Annotated in this window: 21 protein-coding genes, 2 tRNA genes and 1 pseudogene; 7 read left to right on the plus strand and 17 right to left on the minus strand. The window is 63.9% G+C overall.

All coding sequences use genetic code 11. From position 1 onward, the window contains the following. Positions 1 to 283, minus strand: a pseudogene (locus QZZ02_RS00005) (hypothetical protein); the annotation flags it as partial. A 209-nt stretch (positions 284 to 492) separates the two neighbouring features. On the opposite strand from QZZ02_RS00005, the gene QZZ02_RS00010 reads away from it, so the two are divergent. After that, a tRNA-Arg gene (locus tag QZZ02_RS00010) sits at positions 493 to 569 on the plus strand. A gap of 51 nt (positions 570 to 620) precedes the next feature. Here the strand turns inward: QZZ02_RS00010 and QZZ02_RS00015 are convergent. The 11 genes from QZZ02_RS00015 to QZZ02_RS00065 all read right to left on the minus strand — a co-directional run bounded on the left by QZZ02_RS00015 (position 621) and on the right by QZZ02_RS00065 (position 11,483). Then, positions 621 to 1,859, minus strand: coding sequence for an NDP-hexose 2,3-dehydratase family protein (locus QZZ02_RS00015; protein WP_291841459.1), 1,239 nt, complete (start codon positions 1,857 to 1,859; stop codon positions 621 to 623). Next, a complete protein-coding gene (locus QZZ02_RS00020; protein ID WP_291841460.1) occupies positions 1,856 to 2,797 on the minus strand; it encodes a glycosyltransferase 61 family protein in 942 nt (313 codons plus the stop codon). The genes QZZ02_RS00015 and QZZ02_RS00020 overlap by 4 nt, the downstream gene beginning before the upstream one ends. Before the next feature lie 76 nt (positions 2,798 to 2,873). Beyond that, positions 2,874 to 3,920 (minus strand): NAD(P)-dependent alcohol dehydrogenase, encoded by a 1,047-nt coding sequence (locus tag QZZ02_RS00025; protein ID WP_291841461.1) that lies wholly within the window; start codon positions 3,918 to 3,920, stop codon positions 2,874 to 2,876. Positions 3,921 to 4,022: 102 nt separating this feature from the next. After that, the gene (gene pgeF, locus QZZ02_RS00030; RefSeq protein ID WP_291841462.1) at positions 4,023 to 4,814 is read right to left on the minus strand and encodes a peptidoglycan editing factor PgeF; all 792 of its coding nucleotides are present in this window, start codon (positions 4,812 to 4,814) and stop codon (positions 4,023 to 4,025) included. Next, positions 4,811 to 6,247 carry a protein adenylyltransferase SelO family protein gene (locus QZZ02_RS00035; RefSeq protein ID WP_291841463.1) on the minus strand — a complete coding sequence of 479 codons (1,437 nt, stop codon included), beginning with the start codon at positions 6,245 to 6,247 and terminating at the stop codon, positions 4,811 to 4,813. Before QZZ02_RS00035 ends, pgeF begins: the two co-directional genes overlap by 4 nt. A 38-nt stretch (positions 6,248 to 6,285) precedes the next feature. After that, positions 6,286 to 7,209 carry an alpha/beta hydrolase gene (locus QZZ02_RS00040; RefSeq protein WP_291841464.1) on the minus strand — a complete coding sequence of 308 codons (924 nt, stop codon included), beginning with the start codon at positions 7,207 to 7,209 and terminating at the stop codon, positions 6,286 to 6,288. 69 nt (positions 7,210 to 7,278) lie between these two features. Further along, positions 7,279 to 7,503, minus strand: a complete 225-nt coding sequence (locus tag QZZ02_RS00045; protein WP_291841465.1) for a hypothetical protein — start codon at positions 7,501 to 7,503, stop codon at positions 7,279 to 7,281. A gap of 160 nt (positions 7,504 to 7,663) precedes the next feature. Beyond that, complete coding sequence (locus QZZ02_RS00050; protein WP_291841467.1) at positions 7,664 to 8,245, minus strand: DUF924 family protein; 582 nt, start codon at positions 8,243 to 8,245, stop codon at positions 7,664 to 7,666. Beyond that, positions 8,242 to 10,038, minus strand: coding sequence for a long-chain-acyl-CoA synthetase (locus tag QZZ02_RS00055; RefSeq protein ID WP_291841468.1), 1,797 nt, complete (start codon positions 10,036 to 10,038; stop codon positions 8,242 to 8,244). Before QZZ02_RS00055 ends, QZZ02_RS00050 begins: the two co-directional genes overlap by 4 nt. 153 nt (positions 10,039 to 10,191) lie before the next feature. After that, positions 10,192 to 11,082: a DUF417 family protein gene (locus QZZ02_RS00060; RefSeq protein ID WP_291841469.1), complete on the minus strand. Its 891-nt coding sequence runs from the start codon at positions 11,080 to 11,082 to the stop codon at positions 10,192 to 10,194. Between the two features lie 316 nt (positions 11,083 to 11,398). Continuing rightward, positions 11,399 to 11,483, minus strand: a tRNA-Leu gene (locus QZZ02_RS00065). Between the two features lie 160 nt (positions 11,484 to 11,643). Here QZZ02_RS00065 and QZZ02_RS00070 point away from each other — a divergent pair. The 5 genes from QZZ02_RS00070 to QZZ02_RS00090 all read left to right on the plus strand — a co-directional run bounded on the left by QZZ02_RS00070 (position 11,644) and on the right by QZZ02_RS00090 (position 16,579). After that, positions 11,644 to 12,273 carry an exopolysaccharide biosynthesis protein gene (locus QZZ02_RS00070; protein ID WP_291841471.1) on the plus strand — a complete coding sequence of 210 codons (630 nt, stop codon included), beginning with the start codon at positions 11,644 to 11,646 and terminating at the stop codon, positions 12,271 to 12,273. Positions 12,274 to 12,335: 62 nt separating this feature from the next. Beyond that, the gene (locus QZZ02_RS00075; RefSeq protein WP_291841472.1) at positions 12,336 to 12,866 is read left to right on the plus strand and encodes a disulfide bond formation protein B; all 531 of its coding nucleotides are present in this window, start codon (positions 12,336 to 12,338) and stop codon (positions 12,864 to 12,866) included. Continuing rightward, positions 12,863 to 13,429 (plus strand): demethoxyubiquinone hydroxylase family protein, encoded by a 567-nt coding sequence (locus QZZ02_RS00080; protein WP_291841473.1) that lies wholly within the window; start codon positions 12,863 to 12,865, stop codon positions 13,427 to 13,429. The genes QZZ02_RS00075 and QZZ02_RS00080 overlap by 4 nt, the downstream gene beginning before the upstream one ends. A gap of 320 nt (positions 13,430 to 13,749) precedes the next feature. Beyond that, complete coding sequence (locus tag QZZ02_RS00085) at positions 13,750 to 15,891, plus strand: methyl-accepting chemotaxis protein (RefSeq protein ID WP_291841474.1); 2,142 nt, start codon at positions 13,750 to 13,752, stop codon at positions 15,889 to 15,891. Positions 15,892 to 15,904: 13 nt separating this feature from the next. Further along, positions 15,905 to 16,579 carry a TorF family putative porin gene (locus tag QZZ02_RS00090; protein WP_291841475.1) on the plus strand — a complete coding sequence of 225 codons (675 nt, stop codon included), beginning with the start codon at positions 15,905 to 15,907 and terminating at the stop codon, positions 16,577 to 16,579. A gap of 11 nt (positions 16,580 to 16,590) precedes the next feature. Here the strand turns inward: QZZ02_RS00090 and QZZ02_RS00095 are convergent, their stop codons facing one another. The 4 genes from QZZ02_RS00095 to QZZ02_RS00110 all read right to left on the minus strand — a co-directional run bounded on the left by QZZ02_RS00095 (position 16,591) and on the right by QZZ02_RS00110 (position 18,995). Continuing rightward, a complete protein-coding gene (locus QZZ02_RS00095; protein ID WP_291841477.1) occupies positions 16,591 to 16,893 on the minus strand; it encodes an STAS domain-containing protein in 303 nt (100 codons plus the stop codon). Between the two features lie 66 nt (positions 16,894 to 16,959). Further along, a complete protein-coding gene (locus tag QZZ02_RS00100) occupies positions 16,960 to 17,526 on the minus strand; it encodes an HNH endonuclease (RefSeq protein ID WP_291841478.1) in 567 nt (188 codons plus the stop codon). 227 nt (positions 17,527 to 17,753) lie between these two features. Next, positions 17,754 to 18,419: a phospholipase gene (locus QZZ02_RS00105; protein WP_291841479.1), complete on the minus strand. Its 666-nt coding sequence runs from the start codon at positions 18,417 to 18,419 to the stop codon at positions 17,754 to 17,756. 243 nt (positions 18,420 to 18,662) lie between these two features. Continuing rightward, positions 18,663 to 18,995, minus strand: a complete 333-nt coding sequence (locus QZZ02_RS00110; RefSeq protein WP_291841480.1) for a GIY-YIG nuclease family protein — start codon at positions 18,993 to 18,995, stop codon at positions 18,663 to 18,665. Positions 18,996 to 19,184: 189 nt separating this feature from the next. Here QZZ02_RS00110 and gluQRS point away from each other — a divergent pair, with 189 nt between their 5' ends. After that, positions 19,185 to 20,021: a tRNA glutamyl-Q(34) synthetase GluQRS gene (gene gluQRS, locus QZZ02_RS00115; protein ID WP_291841481.1), complete on the plus strand. Its 837-nt coding sequence runs from the start codon at positions 19,185 to 19,187 to the stop codon at positions 20,019 to 20,021. Here the strand turns inward: gluQRS and QZZ02_RS00120 are convergent. Continuing rightward, positions 20,018 to 20,578, minus strand: a complete 561-nt coding sequence (locus QZZ02_RS00120) for a hypothetical protein (RefSeq protein WP_291841482.1) — start codon at positions 20,576 to 20,578, stop codon at positions 20,018 to 20,020. The two genes, gluQRS and QZZ02_RS00120, sit on opposite strands and share 4 nt — an antisense overlap. Positions 20,579 to 20,607 lie beyond the last annotated feature (29 nt).

Here is a 20,607-nt window from a genome sequence, read left to right on the forward strand (position 1 = left end):
CCCCGAAAAACGGACTGATGTCGCCCCAGAATGGCGAGATGTCGCCGTAGAAGGGATTGATATCCCCGCGGAACGGATTGATGTCTCCGAAGAAGGGATTGATGTCTCCGAAGAAGGGATTGATGTCTCCGAAGAAGGGATTGATGTCCCCGAGATAAGGGTGAAGGAATGTGTTTCCAGTTCGGTCATTCCCGTCGGACTCTTGTGCGAATGCAGGCGTCATGACCCCGGTCAGGGACATGAGCGCGATCACCGCGGCTCCGGATTTCAAATACTGACGCATGAGGACCCTCCCAGCCCAATTTCATGCGACCAACATCCCCCCATTTCGTTTCGCCCCCCTCAACAGACGTTGTAAACAAACGCTTAATCGGGCCAGTGGTTAAGAATGGGTTTCCACCCGACGCCTCCCGGACATGCCCGCGCGGCACCGCCTGACCGAATTTCGCGCTTGCGTCGGGTTTTCAACTATTCCAGTTAGGCACCCTGGCCGGCCCCGTAGCTCAGCAGGATAGAGCAACGGATTCCTAATCCGTAGGTCGCGCGTTCGAATCGCGCCGGGGTCACCATTTGCCGGACCATGTGGCGTCATGGCGTTGTCGACCGGCCGTCGGCACCGCTCAGCCAACGACGCCCGGATGGAGGTCGCCCAGGACAAGTGAGCTGACACAGCGCAGCGGCAAGGATGCGCGATTGGAGGCCTGCAAGGTTTTGCGCAAGGCGTCGGCCGTCAGCCAGGCTTGCCCGGAAGCAGCCGCATGGCCGGGATCGACCTGGACCACGCGATACCGCGTCTCGACCTTGTGGAAGCGTCCACCCTCTTCGGACTGCACGCACTCATGCAGAGTCTGGCCCTCGGTCGGGGCGAGAGTTCTTTCAACGCCCGAAACACTCGGCATGGCCAATTCTCGCCCCGGAAAGCCGAACTCTTCCCCGAAGGTGACGAGATATTCGCGGCGGCTCCCTTCGCCCCGGACCGCCAGCTCGGCAACAAGCCGGTCTCTCAGATGCATCAATGGCTGGTACCAGTGATCGACTTCCCGGCCTCGCGATTTCACATCATGGAAAAGCACACTGCGACCACTGATGCGCGTGTCATGGATCCCGAACTCATCCACCTCCCAGTCCGACAGCGCCGCGATCGGGACCATCTCGCGATCACCCAATGTCGACGCCACAGGTCCCGGAATACGGATGGCCGAATCCGCCGCGTCAGCCTTGCCGGGCGTCCAGCTGCCCCACGGTATGGCCGCCAGCACGGCGCGGAGATCGGTGTTGATGATATGGTCCTGTCGGGCGGCGGCGCTCAGCACGTCCAGATCGACCCATATGAATGTTTCCGCTGTCGGGATCAGCGTATCGGCTTCCACCACGGACAGGGTTTTCTGCTTGAGATAGTAAAACTGGCCGAGGTCGAGCTGGGTACTGACAAAGCGCGGCGAGACCTGCGGCGCATAGGTGTGGAAGAGTTCATGATAGGCCGTGCGTCGTCCGCCATGCAGGCGCAGGTAATTGCCCGCAGTCGACTGGACAGTCGGCCCCAGATTCACGATCCGCGAATTCCCGGGCTCCACGCGCGCATGAACGAGAACCAGGAACCTGCCATCAGCGCGATGCACCACCACCCCGTTCAAGGCGCTCTGTGGCTGGTAGAACATCAGGTCTTCCTGGCCGGTCCTGTGATCTTTCAGGCCGACAATATGAAAGAAGCCGCCGGTATCATGCGTCAGCACGCCCGCGGTCATTGACCAGTGCTTCGCCGCTGAGGCGGGAATTGTCGCGAGACTGAAGGCCGAGGCCGCCTCGACTTCGTCCAGGAAGGCGACCAGCGTCTCCATGTCCTTGGCGAGGCGGGTCATGCAGCCACCGCCTGCGAAATTGCGGCCAGGTCTCTGGCCTGCAATTGCAGGTGCGGACCCTCGGCCCGCCGGTCGAGCACTTCCAGCCGGAGCCCACCCAGATCACCCAGATAGTGCAGGTGACGAATGGGCGTGTCATTCGCATTGAGAACCACGCAGAAAGCCTCCGGCCTCATCCACAACATGTTCGCCACCTCGGCGCCGCGTATGGCCACGACCCCGCGACAGGCATTGAAGGCGCGCACCTGATCGAAAAAGCCGTGGGCACCCGGTTCGTAGATTTCTGCCGGAAGGCCGGCCGCGTCCAGCTTCGCCTTGGCCCAGTCCTGACCGGACAGTGAGCGCCGACCGATACCATAGCGCGCGATTTCGGCTGACCCGCCAGTACGATAGAAGTCAGGTTCGACAGAACGTTTCAGAAGCAGCACCTTATCGGCGTAAAGGTCCGCTGTGTCGTGGCTCGCAAGCGCGAGATCGACCACCTGGTCGCGGACCTCTGACAATCGGTGCAACGTGTCGCAACGAGATGAACCGCGCGAAGGCATCCGGTGGCCGTCCGGACCGAGGAAAATTGACAGGTCCCACCGGGGAACCCTGACCGCATCAACGGCCTCAAACCTCGGATCGGTCTTCACGGCGATGTCAAAGGACAGGCCAAAAGCCTGAAAGATCTCATCCAGAACCACGTCCATGACGGGCCCGCAGGAACGAAGCAGATAGCGCGGCGGCTTGGTCGCGTGGATGCGGCCGCGTCGGATCGTTCCGATCGCCGGCAGGACATAACCCAGCAGAAAATGAAAGTAATGCTCCGCCGACCCGGGCGTGCCGGGCTGGAATGCCAGCGGGATCACGTCCCGATCCCCTTGCCCTGCCCCATTCATGGCCGCCCCCCTGTTTCGACGGGGCCTCGGCCCGCATGAGCGTGCGATGCGGACCATTCTTCCTGTTTCAACACCGGATACAAGACCGTTTTCCGGGTCAGACGGGCGATCGAAACCCGAAGCCCGAACCGCCTCAGCCCAGCGTCGCCATGTCGATCACGAAGCGGTATTTCACATCACTTTTGAGCATGCGCTCATAGGCCTCGTTGATATCGGCCATGGCGATCATCTCGATGTCCGAATGAATGCCGTGCTCGGCGCAGAAATCGAGCATTTCCTGGGTCTCCGCGATACCGCCGATGGCGGAGCCGGCGATCGAGCGGCGCTTGGCCAGGAGGCGGCCGACCGAAGGGGACGGGTGGGCCTCATCCGGCACACCGACCAGGACCAGCGAGCCATTGACCTTCAGGCAATCGAGATAGGGATTGAGGTCGTGCGAGGCGGCGACCGTGTCGAGTATGAAGTCGAGCGAGTAGCGCACCGCCTTCATCTGCTCGCGATCCTTCGAGATCACGACCTTTGAGGCGCCGAGCCGCTTGGCGTCCTCGACCTTGCCCGGCGAGGTGGTGAAGAGAACAACCTCCGCACCCATTGCCTTGGCCAGCTTGACCGCCATGTGGCCGAGTCCGCCGAGGCCGACCACGCCGACTGTCTGGCCCGGGCCCACCTTCCAGTGGCGCAGCGGTGAATAGGTCGTGATCCCGGCGCAAAGAAGCGGCGCCGCGCCGGCACGATCCAGCGTGTCCGGAATGCGCAGGACGAAACTCTCTTTCACGGTCACACGCTGGGAATAGCCGCCGAAAGTGTGGCTGCCATCGGGCAGGCGTCCATTATAGGTGCCCGTCGCCCCGGTATCGCAATATTGCTCCAGCCCCTCATGGCAGTGGCCACACTCGCCGCAACTGTCGACCAGACAGCCGACGCCGACCGTATCACCTGTCGTGAACTTCGTGACGGCAGTGCCGACCGCGGCGACCGTGCCGACAATCTCGTGCCCGGGGACGCAGGGATACATCGTGTTTTTCCAGTCATTGCGGGCCTGGTGGAGGTCGGAATGGCAGACGCCGCAATGGGTGATCTCGATCAGCACCTCATCCGGCCCCGGCTCGCGACGATCAAAGGAGATCGGAGCCAGGTCGGCGTCAGAAGACTGGGCGGCATAGCCAAGGGATTGCGGCATGGGTCGGCTCCGTTTCGATGTTGCGGTACGGAAGTCTAGGGCAGACACCGGGAAAGCCAAGGCCGGATGGCGGATCGGGCGCGGCCAGTCGGGCGCAGTCAGTCAGGCGCGTTCAGTCAGCGCGATGATCCCGGCCTGGCCACCGAACAGGCCATTCTGGCCCTGGTGGTGCGAACGCCGGGCGGAAAAAAGGCGCGCTTCGTCGGCATAGGTGCAGGCCCTTGACCGCCAGATCGACGCTTCGGCCAGCCCGGCCATGATCAGCTGTCGCCGGCAGGCTTCGCCGACATCAAGATGGGCACCACCCTCGGGATCCTTCGGTGAGACAATGCCTCCCGTGACGTCGAAAACCGCCTCGAACTGCGCCACGACCTCCGGCCCGACACGGTAATTCACAGCCGAAATCGACGGGCCAATCGCGGCCAGCACGTGTTCCGGGCGGCTGCCATAGGCGTCCGTCATCGCTTCGACAGTCGCGGCGACGATATTCTGCACCGTGCCGCGCCAGCCGGAATGGATCGCCGCGACAGCGCGATTGTCAGGGTCGAACAGCAGGATGGGGGTACAGTCGGCGGTCTGGCACACCAGGCCCAGCCCCGGCCGGTTGGTGATCAGCGCGTCGGCCTCGCCGGCTGGCTGGTCCCCCTTGGGCGGACCATCGACGCGACTCACGGCGCGGCCATGGACCTGGGTGGCAAAGACCAAGGCGTCCAGCCCCAGCGCCTTGCGAACGCGCTCACGATTGTCGGACACCCGCGCCGCTTCATCGCCGCGCGACCGGGTCAGGTTGAGCGAGGCATACGGGCCTTCGCTCGCACCACCCCTGCGCGTTGTGAAGGCATGGACGAGGCCGGGGCGCGCCAGCAGGTCTGTCTGGATGAACTCGAGCGTCATGGACGAAATCCTAACCGGTCGCGGCCGAGATCAAAGCCCTTTCCGGCGCCGCGGATGTCGGCAATCAAATCGTTGAAATGCGACCAGTCATCCTGTTCGGCGATCTGCCCCCAGCAGGCCTCGACCGTTTCGATGACCAGGCTGACCGGCTCGGCCCGCTGGAAGTGCGGATGGTCGAGGCGTTCCGGCCGGGCCGGGGCATGGGCGATGAGCGCCCGATGCCAGGCCTCAAAGGCCTCGCCGGAATAGGCCGGGGCCCGCGGTCCGGCCATCGCCCGCGCGGTCGATGCTTCGCCGCCAAACCAGTCATGGAAAGGCGCCTCCCAGGTCAGTTTCGAGCTTTCCATGAAGGCCAGGAAGCTGCGCACCAGCAACTCGTCGGCGGCCTCGCCGGCCGAGGCGACGCCGAAACGGGTCAGGAAAGCGTCGAGCAGCGCCGTGCGATACAGTTCGGGGAAAGTATTGAGGGCGGCTTCCAGCGTCGGGCGCTCGCCGGTCACGGACAGGGCATTGGCCAGTTGCTGCAGCGCCCAGAACACCGCCTCGGGCTGACGGGCGAAACAATAGAGGCCCTGATGGTCGAAATAGGCAGCGGTGAAGCCGGGCTCATAATGGGGCAGGAAGCGCCACGGCCCGTAATCGAAGCTTTCGCCGGTGAGATTGAGATTGTCGGTATTGAGCACGCCGTGCACGAATCCGGCCGCCATCCAGCTCGCCGCCAGGCGGGCGCTCTGCTCCGCCACAGCGGCAAGCAGCGCCGCCGGTGCATCCGGCGCGCCGGCGAGCTGCGGGTAATAGTGCTCGATCGCATGACCGATCAGCGTGTCGATCCGCGCCGCGGCGCCTTCAAAGGCATGCCGCTGGAACGTGCCAAAGCGGAGATGGGAATGACCGAGCCGGGTCAGAACGGCGGACCGCGTCGGAGACGGCTCATCATTGCGGGCCAGCTGTTCGCCGGTCTCGAAAACGCAAAAGGCCTTCGAGGTATAGACACCCAGCGCTTCGAGCTTTTCAGCCGCGAGCACCTCTCGGACCGCCCCCTTGAGCGTCAGCCGGCCATCGCCACCGCGTGACCAGGGCGTCTGGCCCGAGCCCTTGGTCGCCAGATCGAGCAGGCGGTCCTTGTCATCACGAAGCTGGGCGAACAGGAATCCGCGTCCATCGCCGAGATCGGGATTGTAGGTGCGAAACTGGTGCCCGTGATACCGCATGGCGCGTGCACGCGGCTGGTTGTCCGGCAAGGGCTGGAAACGCTGGAAATGCGCCTCGCGGGCCGCGGGGTCGAGCCCGTCCAGACCGATCGCCGCATCCCAGCGATCATTCCAGAAGCGCAGCGTGGCGGCCGGGAAACCCGCCGGATCGACAGGGTCGGAGAACTCGTCGCCGAGGCGGGCAAAGACCGGGTCGGGGCGGTAGGTGTCTGGCAGGTTCATGGCAGGGAGCTAAGCGCGCCCGGCCCGATTTGCAAACCTCAGCCGCGCAGCGCATCGCCCAGGATCACGGCGGTCTCGTCGACGATCGCCTTCGCGCCCGGCAATACCGCCGTCAGGTTGAAATAGGCGTGCGGCAACGCCTTGCCGAGTGTGAAGCCGACCGTGTTGCCGGCGGCAATCATCATGTCGCGATAGGCCTGGCCCTCATCCAGCAAGGGATCAAGTTCGGCGGCCACGATATGGGCCGGCGGCAACCCGGCCAGATCGGGACTGAGCAGCGGCGAAACCGTCAGCTCCCGCGCCTGCTCGGGATCGGTCAGATAGGCCCGCACGATCTGGTCCAGCGTGAAGCTGGCCAGCAGGTGTCCCTCGAGGATTTTCGGCTTGGCCTTGCGGCGTTCGACCAGCTGCAAGAGCGGATAGATGAGGAGCTGGAAACAGATCCGGTCGCGGCGTGCCTGGGCAAGGATGGCGGCGAGCCCACCGCCGGCCGAGTCCCCGGCCACGGCGATCCTGTCCGGCACGGCCCCGACAATTCCGGCGCCGGGCCCGGCAAGCCAGTCAAAGGCCGCCATCGCATCATCGACTGCGGCCGGCCAGGGATGCTCGGGGGCCAGGCGATAATCAATCGCCAGCACCCGCATGCCCGACTTGGCCGCCAGCCGCCGGCACAGCCGGTCATGGCTTTCCAGATCGCCGACCACATAGCCGCCGCCATGGGTGAAGAAGGTGCAGGGTCCCGGCGCGTCGGCGCCGAGCGGGCGATAAAGCCGGGCCGGGATCTCGCCCTCGCCACCGGGCACGGTCAGATCGCGCACTTCGGCGAGATCGGGCGGACGCACATCCATGTGCGGCGCCGCCTTTGACAGCGCGTCGCGCATGCGCGGTGCGGCGCGCGCGGGTTCCAGAGGGTCTTGCAGACCGAATTTGGTGAAGGCCTCAGGCCAGGCGGGGGTATCCATACCTGTCGGTTAACATGCCAGGGGCCGCGCGCAAACGCGGCAATTTCGTCCGCGCCTGACGGGCGGAGGCTAATGCAGCGTCACACCGCCATCGCGATCGAGGCGTCCGGCGAGCGCATCTTCCATGACCGAGCGCAGGGCGCGCCAGGCATCGGCACTTTCCGGCAGCCCCTGGCCGTCCAGATCGCTGACCGCCTCGTCGGCATAGCCAATGGCCTGTGCGCCGTGCAGATCGACCATGGTCCAGGCAATCTGGTGGATGTCTTGGGCGGTGATTTGCACATGCACGGTCATTCGGGGCTCCTGCCGGATGGATATCTTTCCATCAGGAAGAGCAAGCGGCAGGCCAGCCTGTGGCCAAAAATAAGCACACAATATCAATAGGTTGAGTTTTCCACAGACCGGCGCAGCCTGCCCTGCGGTCGAAATTGCCGAGTCGTTCCGTCCGGGTGGCTCAGCCGCGCTTGCGGCCCGGCGCGTAACCGCCACCCTCGAGATAGGCGATTTCCTCGGCCGTCGAGACCCGCCCCAGCGCATCATTGCGGTAGGGAAAGCGACCGAATTGGCGGATCACTTCGCGATGCTTCATCGCGTGATCACGGGTGCCGGTGCCGGAAAGGCGCTCGCCCGCCAGCCCGACGCAGAGATCCTGATCCTCGATCCGCTCGGAATGCATGAAGGGCATGTAGACGAAAGCGCGCCGATCATCGGGGATGACCCAGTCATACCCCTGGTCGATCATCTGCACGGCCAGGTGCCGGGCAATCTTGTCATGGGCGAAGGCATGACCGGACCCGCGCCAGATATTGCGGGTCAGCTGGTCGAACTGGATGATCAGGGCGAAGGTGCCGAGCGCCGTATCTTCCCAGGGATGGCCACGCGCCCACCAGGTGCGGGCATTGTGCTCGACCGAGTCGGCAAACAGGCGGCGCACCCGGGCGTCAAAGGCCGGTGTTGCGGCATACCAGCGCTTGGGACCGGCGGTCTCGAACCAGAAATCGAGCACATCATCAGCGGTTGGGTCAGCGATACTCATACCCGCAGACTGCCTGACTGGACGGCCTGGTAGAGTTCCGGCGTCAGCGGCACATAGCGCCCCTCGCCAGGATGATCGAGCAGGATGGGATCCGACACCCTGGCCGGGTCAAAGCCGTCCTTGACCAGATCGACCTTGCGGAACTTGAACGTGCCGGTCGTATCGGTATGCGGCTGCAAGCGCAGGAAGAGCGGTCGGGCATAGGCCGGCAGCGCTTTGTGGACATGGGTGTGCAGGGCTTCCAGATCGACAGGCCGCGCTGCGTCGATGACCAGGGCCGCCATGCCGGCCCGTCCGGAATGACCGTTCACCTCGACGCCATAGACATTGGCCTGCTCGACGCGGTCAAAGGCGAGGGCCTCCGCGACCTCGCCGGTAGCGACATTTTCCGACTTCCAGCGGAATGTGTCGCCGACCCGGTCGACGAAATAATAATAGCCCAGCTTGTCGCGCGACATGAGATCGCCGGTGCGGAACCATGCATCGCCCTTCTCATAGACGTCGCGCAGCACCTTCTTCTCGGTATCCTCCTTCGAGCCATAGCCATCAAAGCGGAAGCGGGCATCATCCGGGTCGATCCGGCCGATCGCCTCGCCCACCTCGCCCGGTTCGCAGGGAATGCAGTGACCATCGGTGTCACGCAGCGGCATCTCGCTGTCGAGGTCGAACTTGACGAGGTCGATATTGAAACGGTGCTTGAGATAATTGGGGACGCGGCCGACCGCGCCAGGCTGGTTGTAAGCGTTGACCAGACCGACATTGCCCTCGGTCGAGCCGTAGAACTCGACAATGTCCTTGAGCGCAAAACGGGCCTGGAAGGCCTCCCAGACATCACGGCGCATGCCATTGCCGATGGCGCAACGCAGGGTGTGATGCTTTTCCTCCGGAACGACGGGGGAATTGATGAGGAAGCGGCACAGCTCGCCGACATACATGAATAGGGTCGCCTTGAAGCGCTGCACGTCAGGCCAGAAGGCCGAGGCAGAAAAGCGCGGCCGGATGATCAGCGCGCCGCCGAAGGAGAGCGCACAGCCCACCCCGCACAGCCCGCCCGTGGCATGGTAGAGTGGCAGCACCATCATCATCCGGTCTTCCGGTTTTGCCTTTGCGATGATGGCGAAGATATTGAGATAGTAGAGCGCCCGCACATGCGTCATCAGCGCTGCCTTGGGCAGGCCGGTCGTGCCGCTGGTGAACATTTTGAGCACGGGCGCTTCCGGCTTCACCTCGCTCCGCACGGACCGGTCGGGACGGGTGTCGTGCTCCGCCGCCAGCGCCACATCGAGATTCTCCGATCCGTCCATCGCGCCATCAAACGACCAGGCCGTGACCGCGTCGATCCCGCAAGCCTTTGCGGCGGCATAGGCCTCGCCCAGGCTGGCCTCGACAATGGCGTGCTTGCCCTCGCCGATGGTCAGGCAGTGCGCCAGCGAGGCGCCGGTCAGCTGGTTGTTGATCAGCGAGGTCACCACGCCGACCTTGGACAGGCCGAACCAGACCGCAATGTATTCCCAGCGATTGGTCATGAAGAGCGAGACCGCATCGCCCGGCTTCAGGCCGCGGCTCAGCGCCCAGCGGGCTACCCGGTTGGCAAGGGCGTCGAACTGGCGATAGCTGACCTCGCCATCGTCGAGAATGGCCATGGGCCGATCGGGAAACCGGTCAACGGTCGCTTCAATATGGTCCGGCACGCGCAGGCCGGACCCCGCTCCGACCTTCCGCACCGTGCGCAGCACCGAAAGCATGCTCGTCACGTAATTGAACTCGCGCGCAATCGCGCCCAGCATGCCCATTCGATCGACCTCCCGTATTATTGTTGCGCGTGACGATATGGGTCACCCCTGCCCGGTCAAGCAAGGGCAGGCGTCCCGGCGGCAAGTGTGATCGCATGTTTCAGAAGATTACCGAGAATTTGCGCGTCAATCGAGGGGGCCAGTCGGGACGGTCTAGCGTCGCCGCATCGTGCCTTCACGCCCGGTTTCCGACAGCAGCGCCAGGCAAACCGCCAGAAGGGGCAGGTCCTTCAACAGGAAATGGCCCGCCGATGACAGGGCCGGGAAACCGCCGAGATCGCCTGCCCAGCTGCCCGGAAAGGTGATCAGGAAACCCAGGGTCAGCACAAAAGTCGTGATCGCCAGATAGAGGCCCATGCGAAACAGCGTGTTGTTGAACCAGTAGCCGATCAGCGCCACCACGGTGATCAGCTCGATCATGCCGATCAGGTTGGACACGGTCTGCAGCGCCATCAGGCCGAGCAGCCAGGCGAAGGCCGGGCTGGTCTGTACCAGCGGCTCGATGCCGGCGGCCTCGACCGCGGTGAATTTCATGCCACCGATCCAGCCAAGCACCACGACGAGACCGAGCCACATCACAGGCTGGCTCCACATGCGCATGTCCGTATGGCGCTGGGAGAACATGCGCGTATTGGCAAAGCTCCCGCCCCACAGGGACAGGCCGAGAATGGCGATATATTTCAAGATGCCCTGTCCCGAGCCGATCGCCGGAAAACCACCCGCCGCCTCGATCCAGACCGGATTGGTCAACAGGACGGTCAGCGCGATGCCGGCATACAGACCCACCATCGCGAAACCGATGCGGCGGAAACTGCCCGAAGGGATCGGCGCACCGACCAGTGCACCGGCAATGATCTGGTAGAGCCCCAGCGCTTTCGCCGCCGAGCCGGACTGTTCTCCCAGCCCCGACAGCAAGACATGACCTTCGATCCAGCTGCCGGTGATCGCCGTGCCGACGGCCGTGAAATTCATCACGCCGAACCACAGGAACATCACCGCCAGGGCCAGGCGGGCAAACAACAACGCGGTTCCAGGCGACAGCAAGACCAGGCCTCCGTCCAGGCTCAAGACAAGAGGCTAACACCGGGCGAAGCGACTGACGAGAGACGATTTCAAAGGCTTGATGAGGATGCTGTCAGGAATGGGAGACACACGGCGAGACCTTTCACCCGGCCCCGACCGGGCCGCAAGCGCGACTGCGCGTCGGCGCCCATGCGCCGCCCCATCGGAGGCGTTCGCAACGCGAATTGTCGTGGGATAAAATCCGGCCCCGACCGGGCCGCAAGCGCGACTGCGCGTCGGCGCCCATGCGCCGCCCCATCGGAGGCGTTCGCAACGCGAACTGCCGTGAGATAAAAAATGGTGCCCCTGGCCCGACTCGAACGGGCACTTCCGAAGAAAACGGATTTTGAATCCGTCGCGTCTACCAATTCCGCCACAGGGGCCCTGTGATCGCCGCCCGGGCCTGCATGGGCAGGCCGTGCCGAGCGGGGAAAATCGGAGGCGCAAGCTGCCCATCCGCCCTGCCCCTGTCAACAACCCATTCCGCTTGGATCGGTTCGCGGCTGCCGCTAGGTTCCCGGGCGATCCAGGATGGAAGACCAGATGACTGAAACCACTTCGCCGCGCGGCCTGATCGGGACGCTGGAACTGATCGCCGAGGGTGCACCGGAAGACGGAATGAGCCTGGGTGAATTCGTCGACGCGCTCGGCGAACGCGCCTTTGGGGCCATCCTGTTCGCAATGGCCTTGCCGGTCTGCATCCCCTTTCTTTACGGCGTGCCACAAGTCATGGCGCTGCCGATGATGGCGCTGTCAGCCCAGATGGGGATGGGGCGCGGCGAGCCCTGGCTGCCGGCCGGGTTCAAGGCGCGACGGATCGAGCGGCCCGGCCTTGAGCGCATGGCGCGCGGCGGTCGCAAATGGTTCGGCTGGCTGGAAGCCCTGGCCCGGCCACGCCTGGTCGCCTTGTCGGGACCGACCGCAGAACGCCTCGTGGGCGCGATCTTTGTCCTGTTCTGCGCCTCCATCCTGGTGCCGCTGCCCCTGACCAATTCGACGCCGGGCGTCGCCCTGGTGATCGCCTCGCTGGGACTGCTCACGCGCGACGGGCTTCTGGTCCTGACCGGGCTGCTTCTGGGCCTCGCCTGGATCATCCTGCTCATAACATTGTTTTCACTCTTCGGAGCCGCGGCGGCTGATGTATTGAAAGACTTCATCCGGTCGGTGATCTGACAACCGTCCGCTCCAGAACTATGTGCGCATTGGTCGCGGTGCGCGTGCGAGGCGATCCCGTAATGATGCGTTTCATGAATCCGGTCCTGACCCAGTTTCCGCTCACCCGCTGGCCGCTCCTTCTGGCCGGCGGCTCGCTGCTGTTGATGCTGGGGGCCTGGGGGTTCGAGTATATCGGCGGCTATGAGCCCTGCGCCCTGTGTTATGACCAGCGCCACATCCATTTCACCGTCATCGCGCTCGGCCTGGTCACCGGCCTGGCCCTGATCCTGCGCCCGGGCCTGGCCCGGTTTGCGCCCTGGATGATCTTCGTCATCGCCGCCGTGCTGATTTACTCGGCCGGCTTTGCCGCCTGGCATGCCGGGATCGAGTATGGCTGGTGGGAGGGGCCGGCGACCTGTACCACGACCGGCGGCGTGCCGGAGGTCGATCTTTCCTGCATTCTCAACGGCACCGATTGCGGACCGATCGTGCTGTGTGACGAGGCCGCCTGGACCCTGCTCGGCATCTCCATGGCCGGCTACAATGCGCTGATCTCGGCGGCCATGGCGCTGATCGCCATGCTGGTCGGCTTCAAGGGCCTGAAATCATGACCTCCGGCTTCACGCCTCCCTTGCCCGGCAAACGGCGCAATGCGCGCCGGGTCGAGGAAATGGTGCGTGTCGATCATGCCGGCGAATATGGCGCTGTGGCGATTTACCAGGGCCAGCGCGCCATCTTCAAGGATCTGCCCCACAAGGCGCGGATCGCCCGCCAGCTGGAGGAGATGGAGGCCGATGAACAACACCATCTCGACACGTTCGACCGGCTGATCTTCGAGCGCGGCGCGCGTCCGACCGCGCTGGCGCCGGTCTGGAATATCGCCGGCCATGCCCTGGGGGCCGCCACCGCCCTGATGGGCGAGAAGGCCGCCCATGCCTGTACCGAGGCCGTCGAGAGCGTGATCGAACAGCATTATGCCGGCCAGATCGAGGAACTCCGCGCCATGGGCGAGGACGAACTCGCCGAGCTGTTCACGAAATTCCGCGAGGAAGAGCTCGAACACCGCGACCTCGCCATCGAGGAAGGCGCCAAACAGGCGCCGGGTTATGCCCTGCTGTCGAAGGCCATCGAGGCCGGCTGCCGGGTTGCCATCAAGGTCTCCGAGCGCATCTAGGCGCTCAGACCTGCCGCGCCGCGACCAGTCTCGCCACCGTATTCATGTTGCACATCTTGCCGGCCTTGGCGGCGGGAATGACCCGTTTCGACTGCGCCATGCCCTCGCCGTGATGGATGTGGGTGTCGCGCTCGCCGGCCGCGACCTGTTCACCGGCCTGGTGTTTCAGCGTCTCGGTCAGGTCATCCGGCGACGCGGCAGCGCATAAAAAAAAAGCAGCCCGTTCTAGCCAAAAGCATGGCGCCTGTAGGCGTGATGCAACGAATTGTTAAGCCCAGGGGCAGAAAAATGACGGTCTTCCACTGTCACATGAGTCTGCCATGCTCGATAACCTCAGCCTGTCCCGGAAATTCGGTCTTATCAGTGTCGCGGGGTGCCTGGCACTCGGGCTTGCGCTTGGCATATCAGCTAGTCTGCAAAGTGACGCTGCGGCCCGGTCCGCGACCGAAGAGCGCCTGACCGTCATCGCGCTCGACCGAGAACATGCGCTGACGGACTATGTCGCCCAGATCAATGACGACCTGGCGACCACCGCGACCAATCCCAACACGATTGCGGCCCTGACCGACTTCGCCGAAGCCTGGCAAGCGATGGGCCGGTCGCCGAGCGATACATTGCAGCGCCTCTATATCGAGGATAATCCGCATCCGACAGGCGCCAAGGAAAACCTGGATCGCGCGCCGGACAGCAGCCGCTACAGCACCATTCACGGCCGTTATCATCCATGGTTCCGGCAGTTCCTGCGGGCGCGCGGCTATTACGACATCTTCCTCTTCGATACCGACGGCAATCTCGTCTACACCGTGTTCAAGGAGCTGGACTACGCGACCAATCTGAACTCGGGCGCCTATCGCGACACCGACCTGGGCCGCGCGTTTCGCAATGCGGTCTCCGGGGCTGATGGCCAAACCCACTTCTTCGATTTCCAGCCCTATTCTCCCAGCCACGGTGCCCCGGCCAGCTTCATGGCGACACCGGTCAATGATGAGAACGGCCGCCGGATCGGCGTGCTGGCCTTCCAGATGCCGATTGACCGCCTGAACAATGCGATGGGCGCCGAAACCGGTCTGCTCGAGACCGGGGACGCCTATGCATTCGGGTCGGATGGCCTGATGCGCACCGCGCCACGTTTCGGTTCATCGGCCGACATCCTCAACCAGTCGGTTCCGAACGCGTTTCTCGAAGCCGCATCCGGCGACGTCACGCGCTTCGAACGGATAAGGGATTATCGCGGCCAAGACGCTTTCGTGCTGTTCAATCCAGCGAACATTGCGGGTGTTCGCTGGAACCTCGCCGTCTCCCAATCCGCCGATGAAGCCCTGGCCTCATCACGGACGACACAGCTGATCAGCTTTGCCCTGACGGCCTTGCTGACAATCACAATTGGTTGCGCCGCGCTGCTCCTCGCCAACCGCATTGCGCGCCCGATCCGGCGGATTACCGAGATCACCCGGAAGATCGGCGAAGGCGAACTGGAACAGGATGTGCCGTCACGCGACTCCGGTGACGAGGTCGGCGATCTGGCACGCACCGTGGAAGGCTTCCGGCTCGCCCTGCTTGAGAAGCGGCGCCTGGATGCGCAGCAGGATGAGCTCGACGCCCAGACGGCGATACGCCAGGAGAAGCTCGAAACCCTGATCGCGGGCTTCCAGCGCACCATCGCCGGTATTTCCGAGACGGTTTCCAACTCCGCGACCGAGTTCACGGCGACCGCGAACGCCCTCACCGAAATGGCCAATTCCACCACGCACCAGGCCCAGTCTGCCGCACACTCCGCCGCGTCCGCGACCGGCAATGTCGAATCCGTGGCCGCCGCAACCGAGGAAATGAGCGCCACCGTGGCCGAGATCGGACGCCGGGCAGCCGACTCGACCGCCGCTGCCGAGACTGCGGAACAGGAAGCCAACAAGACCGTGTCGGAGGTCCAGGACCTGTCGCGTGCTGCCCAGCGCATCGGCGACGTGATTGCCCTGATCCAGCAAATCGCCGAGCAGACCAACCTGCTCGCCCTCAACGCCACCATCGAGGCGGCGCGGGCCGGCGAGGCCGGCAAGGGCTTCGCGATCGTCGCCCAGGAAGTCAAGCAGCTCGCCTCGCAGACCGATGCCGCGACCGGCGAGATCGCCGAGCAGATTCACGCCATCCAGACGGCAACCGAAACTTCGGCCAACGCCATCACCAGCGTCGCCGGCGCAATCGGCGATCTCAGCGAGATCGCGACGTCGATTGCCGGCGCCGTCGAGGAACAAAATGCCGCGACCCGCGAGATCGCCGGCAATATCCAGACCGCGGCCACCGGAACACGCGCCGTGTCGGACGACATCTCGAATGTCGCCCGCGCGATCGGGGACGCCTCGGCCTCTGCCAGCCAGGTGCTTGGGGCCTCGCAAGAGCTGAGTGGGCTGGCCGAGATGCTCAATCGTGAAGTGAATGTATTCCTCGCCGGCGTTCGCGCCGCCTGACCCGGAGACACCCATGTCCATGAAAAACACTATCGCCCTTGCCGGCTCCATCGGCTTGCTGTCGGCCGGCCCCGTGCTGGCTCAGGAGATCAGCTTCGGCGCGACCGCAACCAGCGACTATGTCTTCCGCGGCGTCACCCAGACCGCCGGCGATCCGGCCCTGCAGCTCGGCGCCGATCTGTCCGTCGGTGATTTTTATGCGGGCGTCTGGGGTTCGAATGTCGACTTCGGAGACGGTACGGATGTCGAGATGGACATCTTTGCCGGCTATGCGCCCAGCCTGGCCGGTTTCGACTTCGACTTTGGCTGGATCCGCTACACCTATCCGGGCGCGCCGAGCGCGTCGGGCAACCAGGATTTCGACGAACTCTACGCCGCTGTCGGGCGGTCCTATGGCGCTCTGAGCTGGGACGCCAAATGGTCCTGGAGCGAGGATTTCTACCTGGACTCCGGCGAAGCCAGTTATCTGGAAGCCGGCCTTGGCTGGGCGCTCACCGACGCTGTCAGCCTGGATGCCCGCTATGGGACCAGCCGGTTTGATGACCTGGTCGGCGCCGACTATGACGACTGGCAGATCGGCCTCAGCTGGCAGACCGGTCCGGTCGCGCTCGGCGCCCGCTGGCATGACAGCGATATCGACGACAGCCGGTTCGTCGCGTCCATCAGCTACAGCCTGACGCGCAATTAGGCCGACCGCCCTTAGACAATCGTGATGATTTCCCGGATTTTCGCCACCTCGAGAATCCGGGCGACCGTTCCGGTGGCGCCGACGAGGCGAAAATCGATCTTCGCCTTGGTCAGACGGTCATTGGCGAGAATCAGCATGCCGATCCCGGCTGAATCGATTGCCGTAACCTGTGACATGTCGAACTCGACCTGTTTCGGCGCCGCCGCCTCAAGCTGGGCCAGCATGGCCTTGTTGGGCTCAAACTCGTCCATTGTCCACACGCCGGAGAACTCGACGCGGGTCAGGGATCCATCATGGCTGGTGGCACGCTGCATGGCCTAATCCTCAAGCTGCTTCGGTAGCAATTTGATGCTGATTGCCTGACCTTGGCAACCAGCATGCTAGCGTTCCAGCTCGATATCCCAGTAGAGATAGTCCAGCCAGCTTTCGTGCAGGAATTTCGGCGGGAATTTGCGGCCCTGGGCCTGCAGCTCGTGCATGGAGGGGCGCTGCGGCGGCCGTGGCAGCGGCATGCGGGCCTCACGCGGCGTGCGCCCGCCCTTTTTCAGATTGCAGGGTCCGCAGGCGGCGACGATATTCTCCCAGCTGGTGCGACCGCCGGCGCGGCGCGGGATGACATGATCAAAGGTCAGCTGGTCGACACCATGCTTGCCGCAATAGACGCATCTGAACCCGTCGCGGAGCCATACATTGTATCGCGTGAAGGCCGGCGTGCGATCCTGGTGGACATAGTCGCGCAGGGCGACCACGGACGGCACATGCATCTCGAAGCTGGGCGAGTGGACGACCTCGTCATAGTGCGAGATCACCGCCACGCGTTCGAGGAAGACGTTCTTGATCGCCTCCTGCCAGGGCCAGGTCGACAGGGGCCAGTAACTCAAAGGCTGATAGTCCGCATTCAGGACCAGACAGGGCCATCCCTGCGGCGCACGATCAAGCACCTGCATGGCGACCTCCCTCGCTGTGACCGGCCCGAACCGGTCGGTTGGGCCAGATCAGGAGGGGGTGGGTATCCCGGACAAAAGTCCTGAAAGCACACCTCCTGTCGCACGAAGGAGACGAATTCGCTTGTACGAATCACCGGTCATCCTGCGCTTGATCGAAGGTTACTCCCGTTCGCGTGTCAGTCCTATGACGGCCCGGAAAAACCTGGATGACAGGCGGCCTGTGTGACTCAGCGGTAACGCCCGGCCAGCGCATTACCGATGAAGCGTGCGCCGATCTCCAGCCCGTCCTCGCCGATCGAATGCGGAATGCCTTGGGAAATATGCCATTGCGCGCCATGACCGGCAGCGGCGAGGTTTTCCAGCGCGTCGAACATGAAACCCAGCGGCAGGACCTGGTCCTGGTCGCCATGCACAAGCATGATCGGCGGTTTCGAGCGCATTTCCTCTTTCAGACGGTGGCCACCCGGCAGCGCACCTGAAAACCCCATGATGCCCGCGACCGGCTTTTCCCGGCGCAGGCCGGTGGCCAGCGACAGCATGGTGCCTTGCGAGAAACCGCACAGGACGAGGTCCTGCTCGGTCAGCCCGTAGCGCAGCAATTCCTGGTCGATGAAGGCATTGACGATCGGCCAGGCGGTCGCGGCCCCGGCCTCGATGCGGTCCGGATCGAGATTGGAGATCGGGAACCATTGATACCCGTCCGGCGCACCGGGCACCGGATCCGGCGCGTTCGGCGACACCCATTGCACATGCGGCAGCTCACGCGCCCAGTGCTGCCCCAGCCCGATCAGATCCTTCCCGTTCGAGCCATAGCCATGCAGGAAGATCACCAGCTTCTTCGGCTTGGATCCATCCCGCGGCGCGAGGCGCGGTCCATCGATGGGTCGGGTCATGAAAGGGCTCCGTGTTCGCAGCCAACTGGATAGAGGGATGCGGGGGCCGGGGGCAAGTGGGGGTGCAGCTTGCGCGCAATATCCTGCAAGTTCTCGCCTTGTCATCCCGGACGTATGCCCCGCAAAGGCGGGGCGGAGATCCGGGACCCATTCGCACGAGAGCTGCCGACGATCGCGTCAATGGGTCCCGGATCTGCAACCTGCTTTCGCAGGTCTCCGTCCGGGATGACAAACGGGGCCTTGTTAGTAGTCCGACCGCCGAATTCCCTCACCAGCGATCTCCGACGGATCGGTGCCGCCGAGCCCCGGGTAGAGATCGTCCCAGTCGGGATTGTCCTGCTCGATCAGCGCAAGCTTCCAGTCTCGACGCCAGCGCTTGATGCGCTTTTCGCGCGCAATCGCTTCGCCGATATCCTGGTGCGCTTCCCACCAGACCAGGCGATGGACATGATATTTCTTCGTGAATCCCGAAACCTGTGCCGACTTGTGCTCATACACCCGCCGCAACAGCGCATTCGTCACGCCGCAATAGAGCGTGCCATGCCGCCTGGAAGCCAAAAGATAGACGTAATACATGAATACAATTTATAATTGAATTTCCAATATGTCATCCCGGACGAAAACCTGCGAAAGCAGGTTGCAGATCCGGGACCCATAACCGCGAAATCTGCCGACACCGGGCGTATGGGTCCCGGATCTCCGCCCCGCAGATGCGGGGCCTCCGTCCGGGATGACAATCCCTGCGAATTCTGCCCCAATCCCCCCATGAGCTTCACCACCCGTTTCGCGCCTTCGCCCACCGGGCATTTGCATATCGGCCATGCCTTTTCCGCCTGGACGGCCTGGCACGCGGCGGTGGAGGCGGAGGGGCGGTTTCTGCTGCGGCTGGAAGATATTGATACCGACCGCTGCAAGCCGGAGTTCGAGCCGGTTATCCTGGATGACCTGATCTGGCTGGGTCTCGACTGGGAGGAGCCGGTGCGGCGGCAGTCGGAGCATTTCGGCGATTATGCCCGTGTGCTCGAGCGCCTGCAGACGCTGGGTGTCGTGTATCGCTGCTTCAAGACGCGGCGCGAGATCCTGGAGGATATTGCCCGTGCGCCGCATGGGCCCGGCGAGGTCTATCGCGGGCCGATCGAGCCGATGAGCGCAGACGAGGAAGCCGCGCGTATCGCCACCGACGAGCCCTTTGCCTGGCGGCTCTCGCTGGATCATTGCCGCGACGTGCTGGGTCCGCGCTTTGACGCGATGGGCTATCTGGAGGACGGCCTGGGCGAACAGGCCGCAAACCCTGATCCGCTCGGCGATGTCATTCTGGCGCGCAAGGATGTCGGCACCAGCTATCATATCGCGGTGGTGCATGACGATGCGCTGCAGGGGATCAGCCATGTCATCCGCGGCGAGGACCTGCGCGAGATGACACCGCTCCACGTCCTGCTGCAGACCCTGCTCGATCTGCCCACACCGATCTATCGCCATCACCGGCTGCTGCTGGACGAGAATGGCGAGCGCTTCGCCAAGCGCAACCGGTCGGTGACGCTGAAAGCCCTGCGCGAGGGCGGGGTGCCGCCGGAGGACATCCGGGCCCGTTTCAGCGGCTAGGGCTGCCGGTCCGCCAACTCCTCGCGCTCGGCGACCCGATGCAGATCACCGTCGCGCCAGATATATTCGCGCACGACAACCGCGCTGCGATCTGCTCCGGCATAGGCGCCCTGGCGAACCACGAAACGGGTCTCCTGATAGTCGGTCCGGGTCTCGATCTCATTGCCCGACATCAACCAGATGACACGATAGCCCTCACCGTCCGACATCAGGGCCGGGAAGGCACAGATCTGTTGGCCACAGAAATAGGCCAAGGCCGAGCCGCGATCGCTGCGGCAGCGCAGATGCTGGGTCACGAGGGCATAATCCGGTTGCCGGTCATCATTCACAAACCCGACCGCTCTGGGCACCGCCTCGATGGCCGCTTCCGTGCAGGACAGATCACCCTCGCTCATGGTTTGCAGATGATCCTGAAAGGCCGCCAACGCGGACGCTGGCAGGCGCCCGGCATCGGGCAGCGGTTCCGACGCACCGGAACAGGCCGACAGACCCAGCACAGCGACCGACCCGCTGGTCAGAACGCGTTGAAACACGACTATCGATCTGGTCTTTCGCATGCGCGTCATCCTCGCAACGCGCCCCCTCT

The sequence above is a fragment of the Maricaulis sp. genome, from assembly GCF_015665295.1.
Lineage (GTDB): Bacteria > Pseudomonadota > Alphaproteobacteria > Caulobacterales > Maricaulaceae > Maricaulis.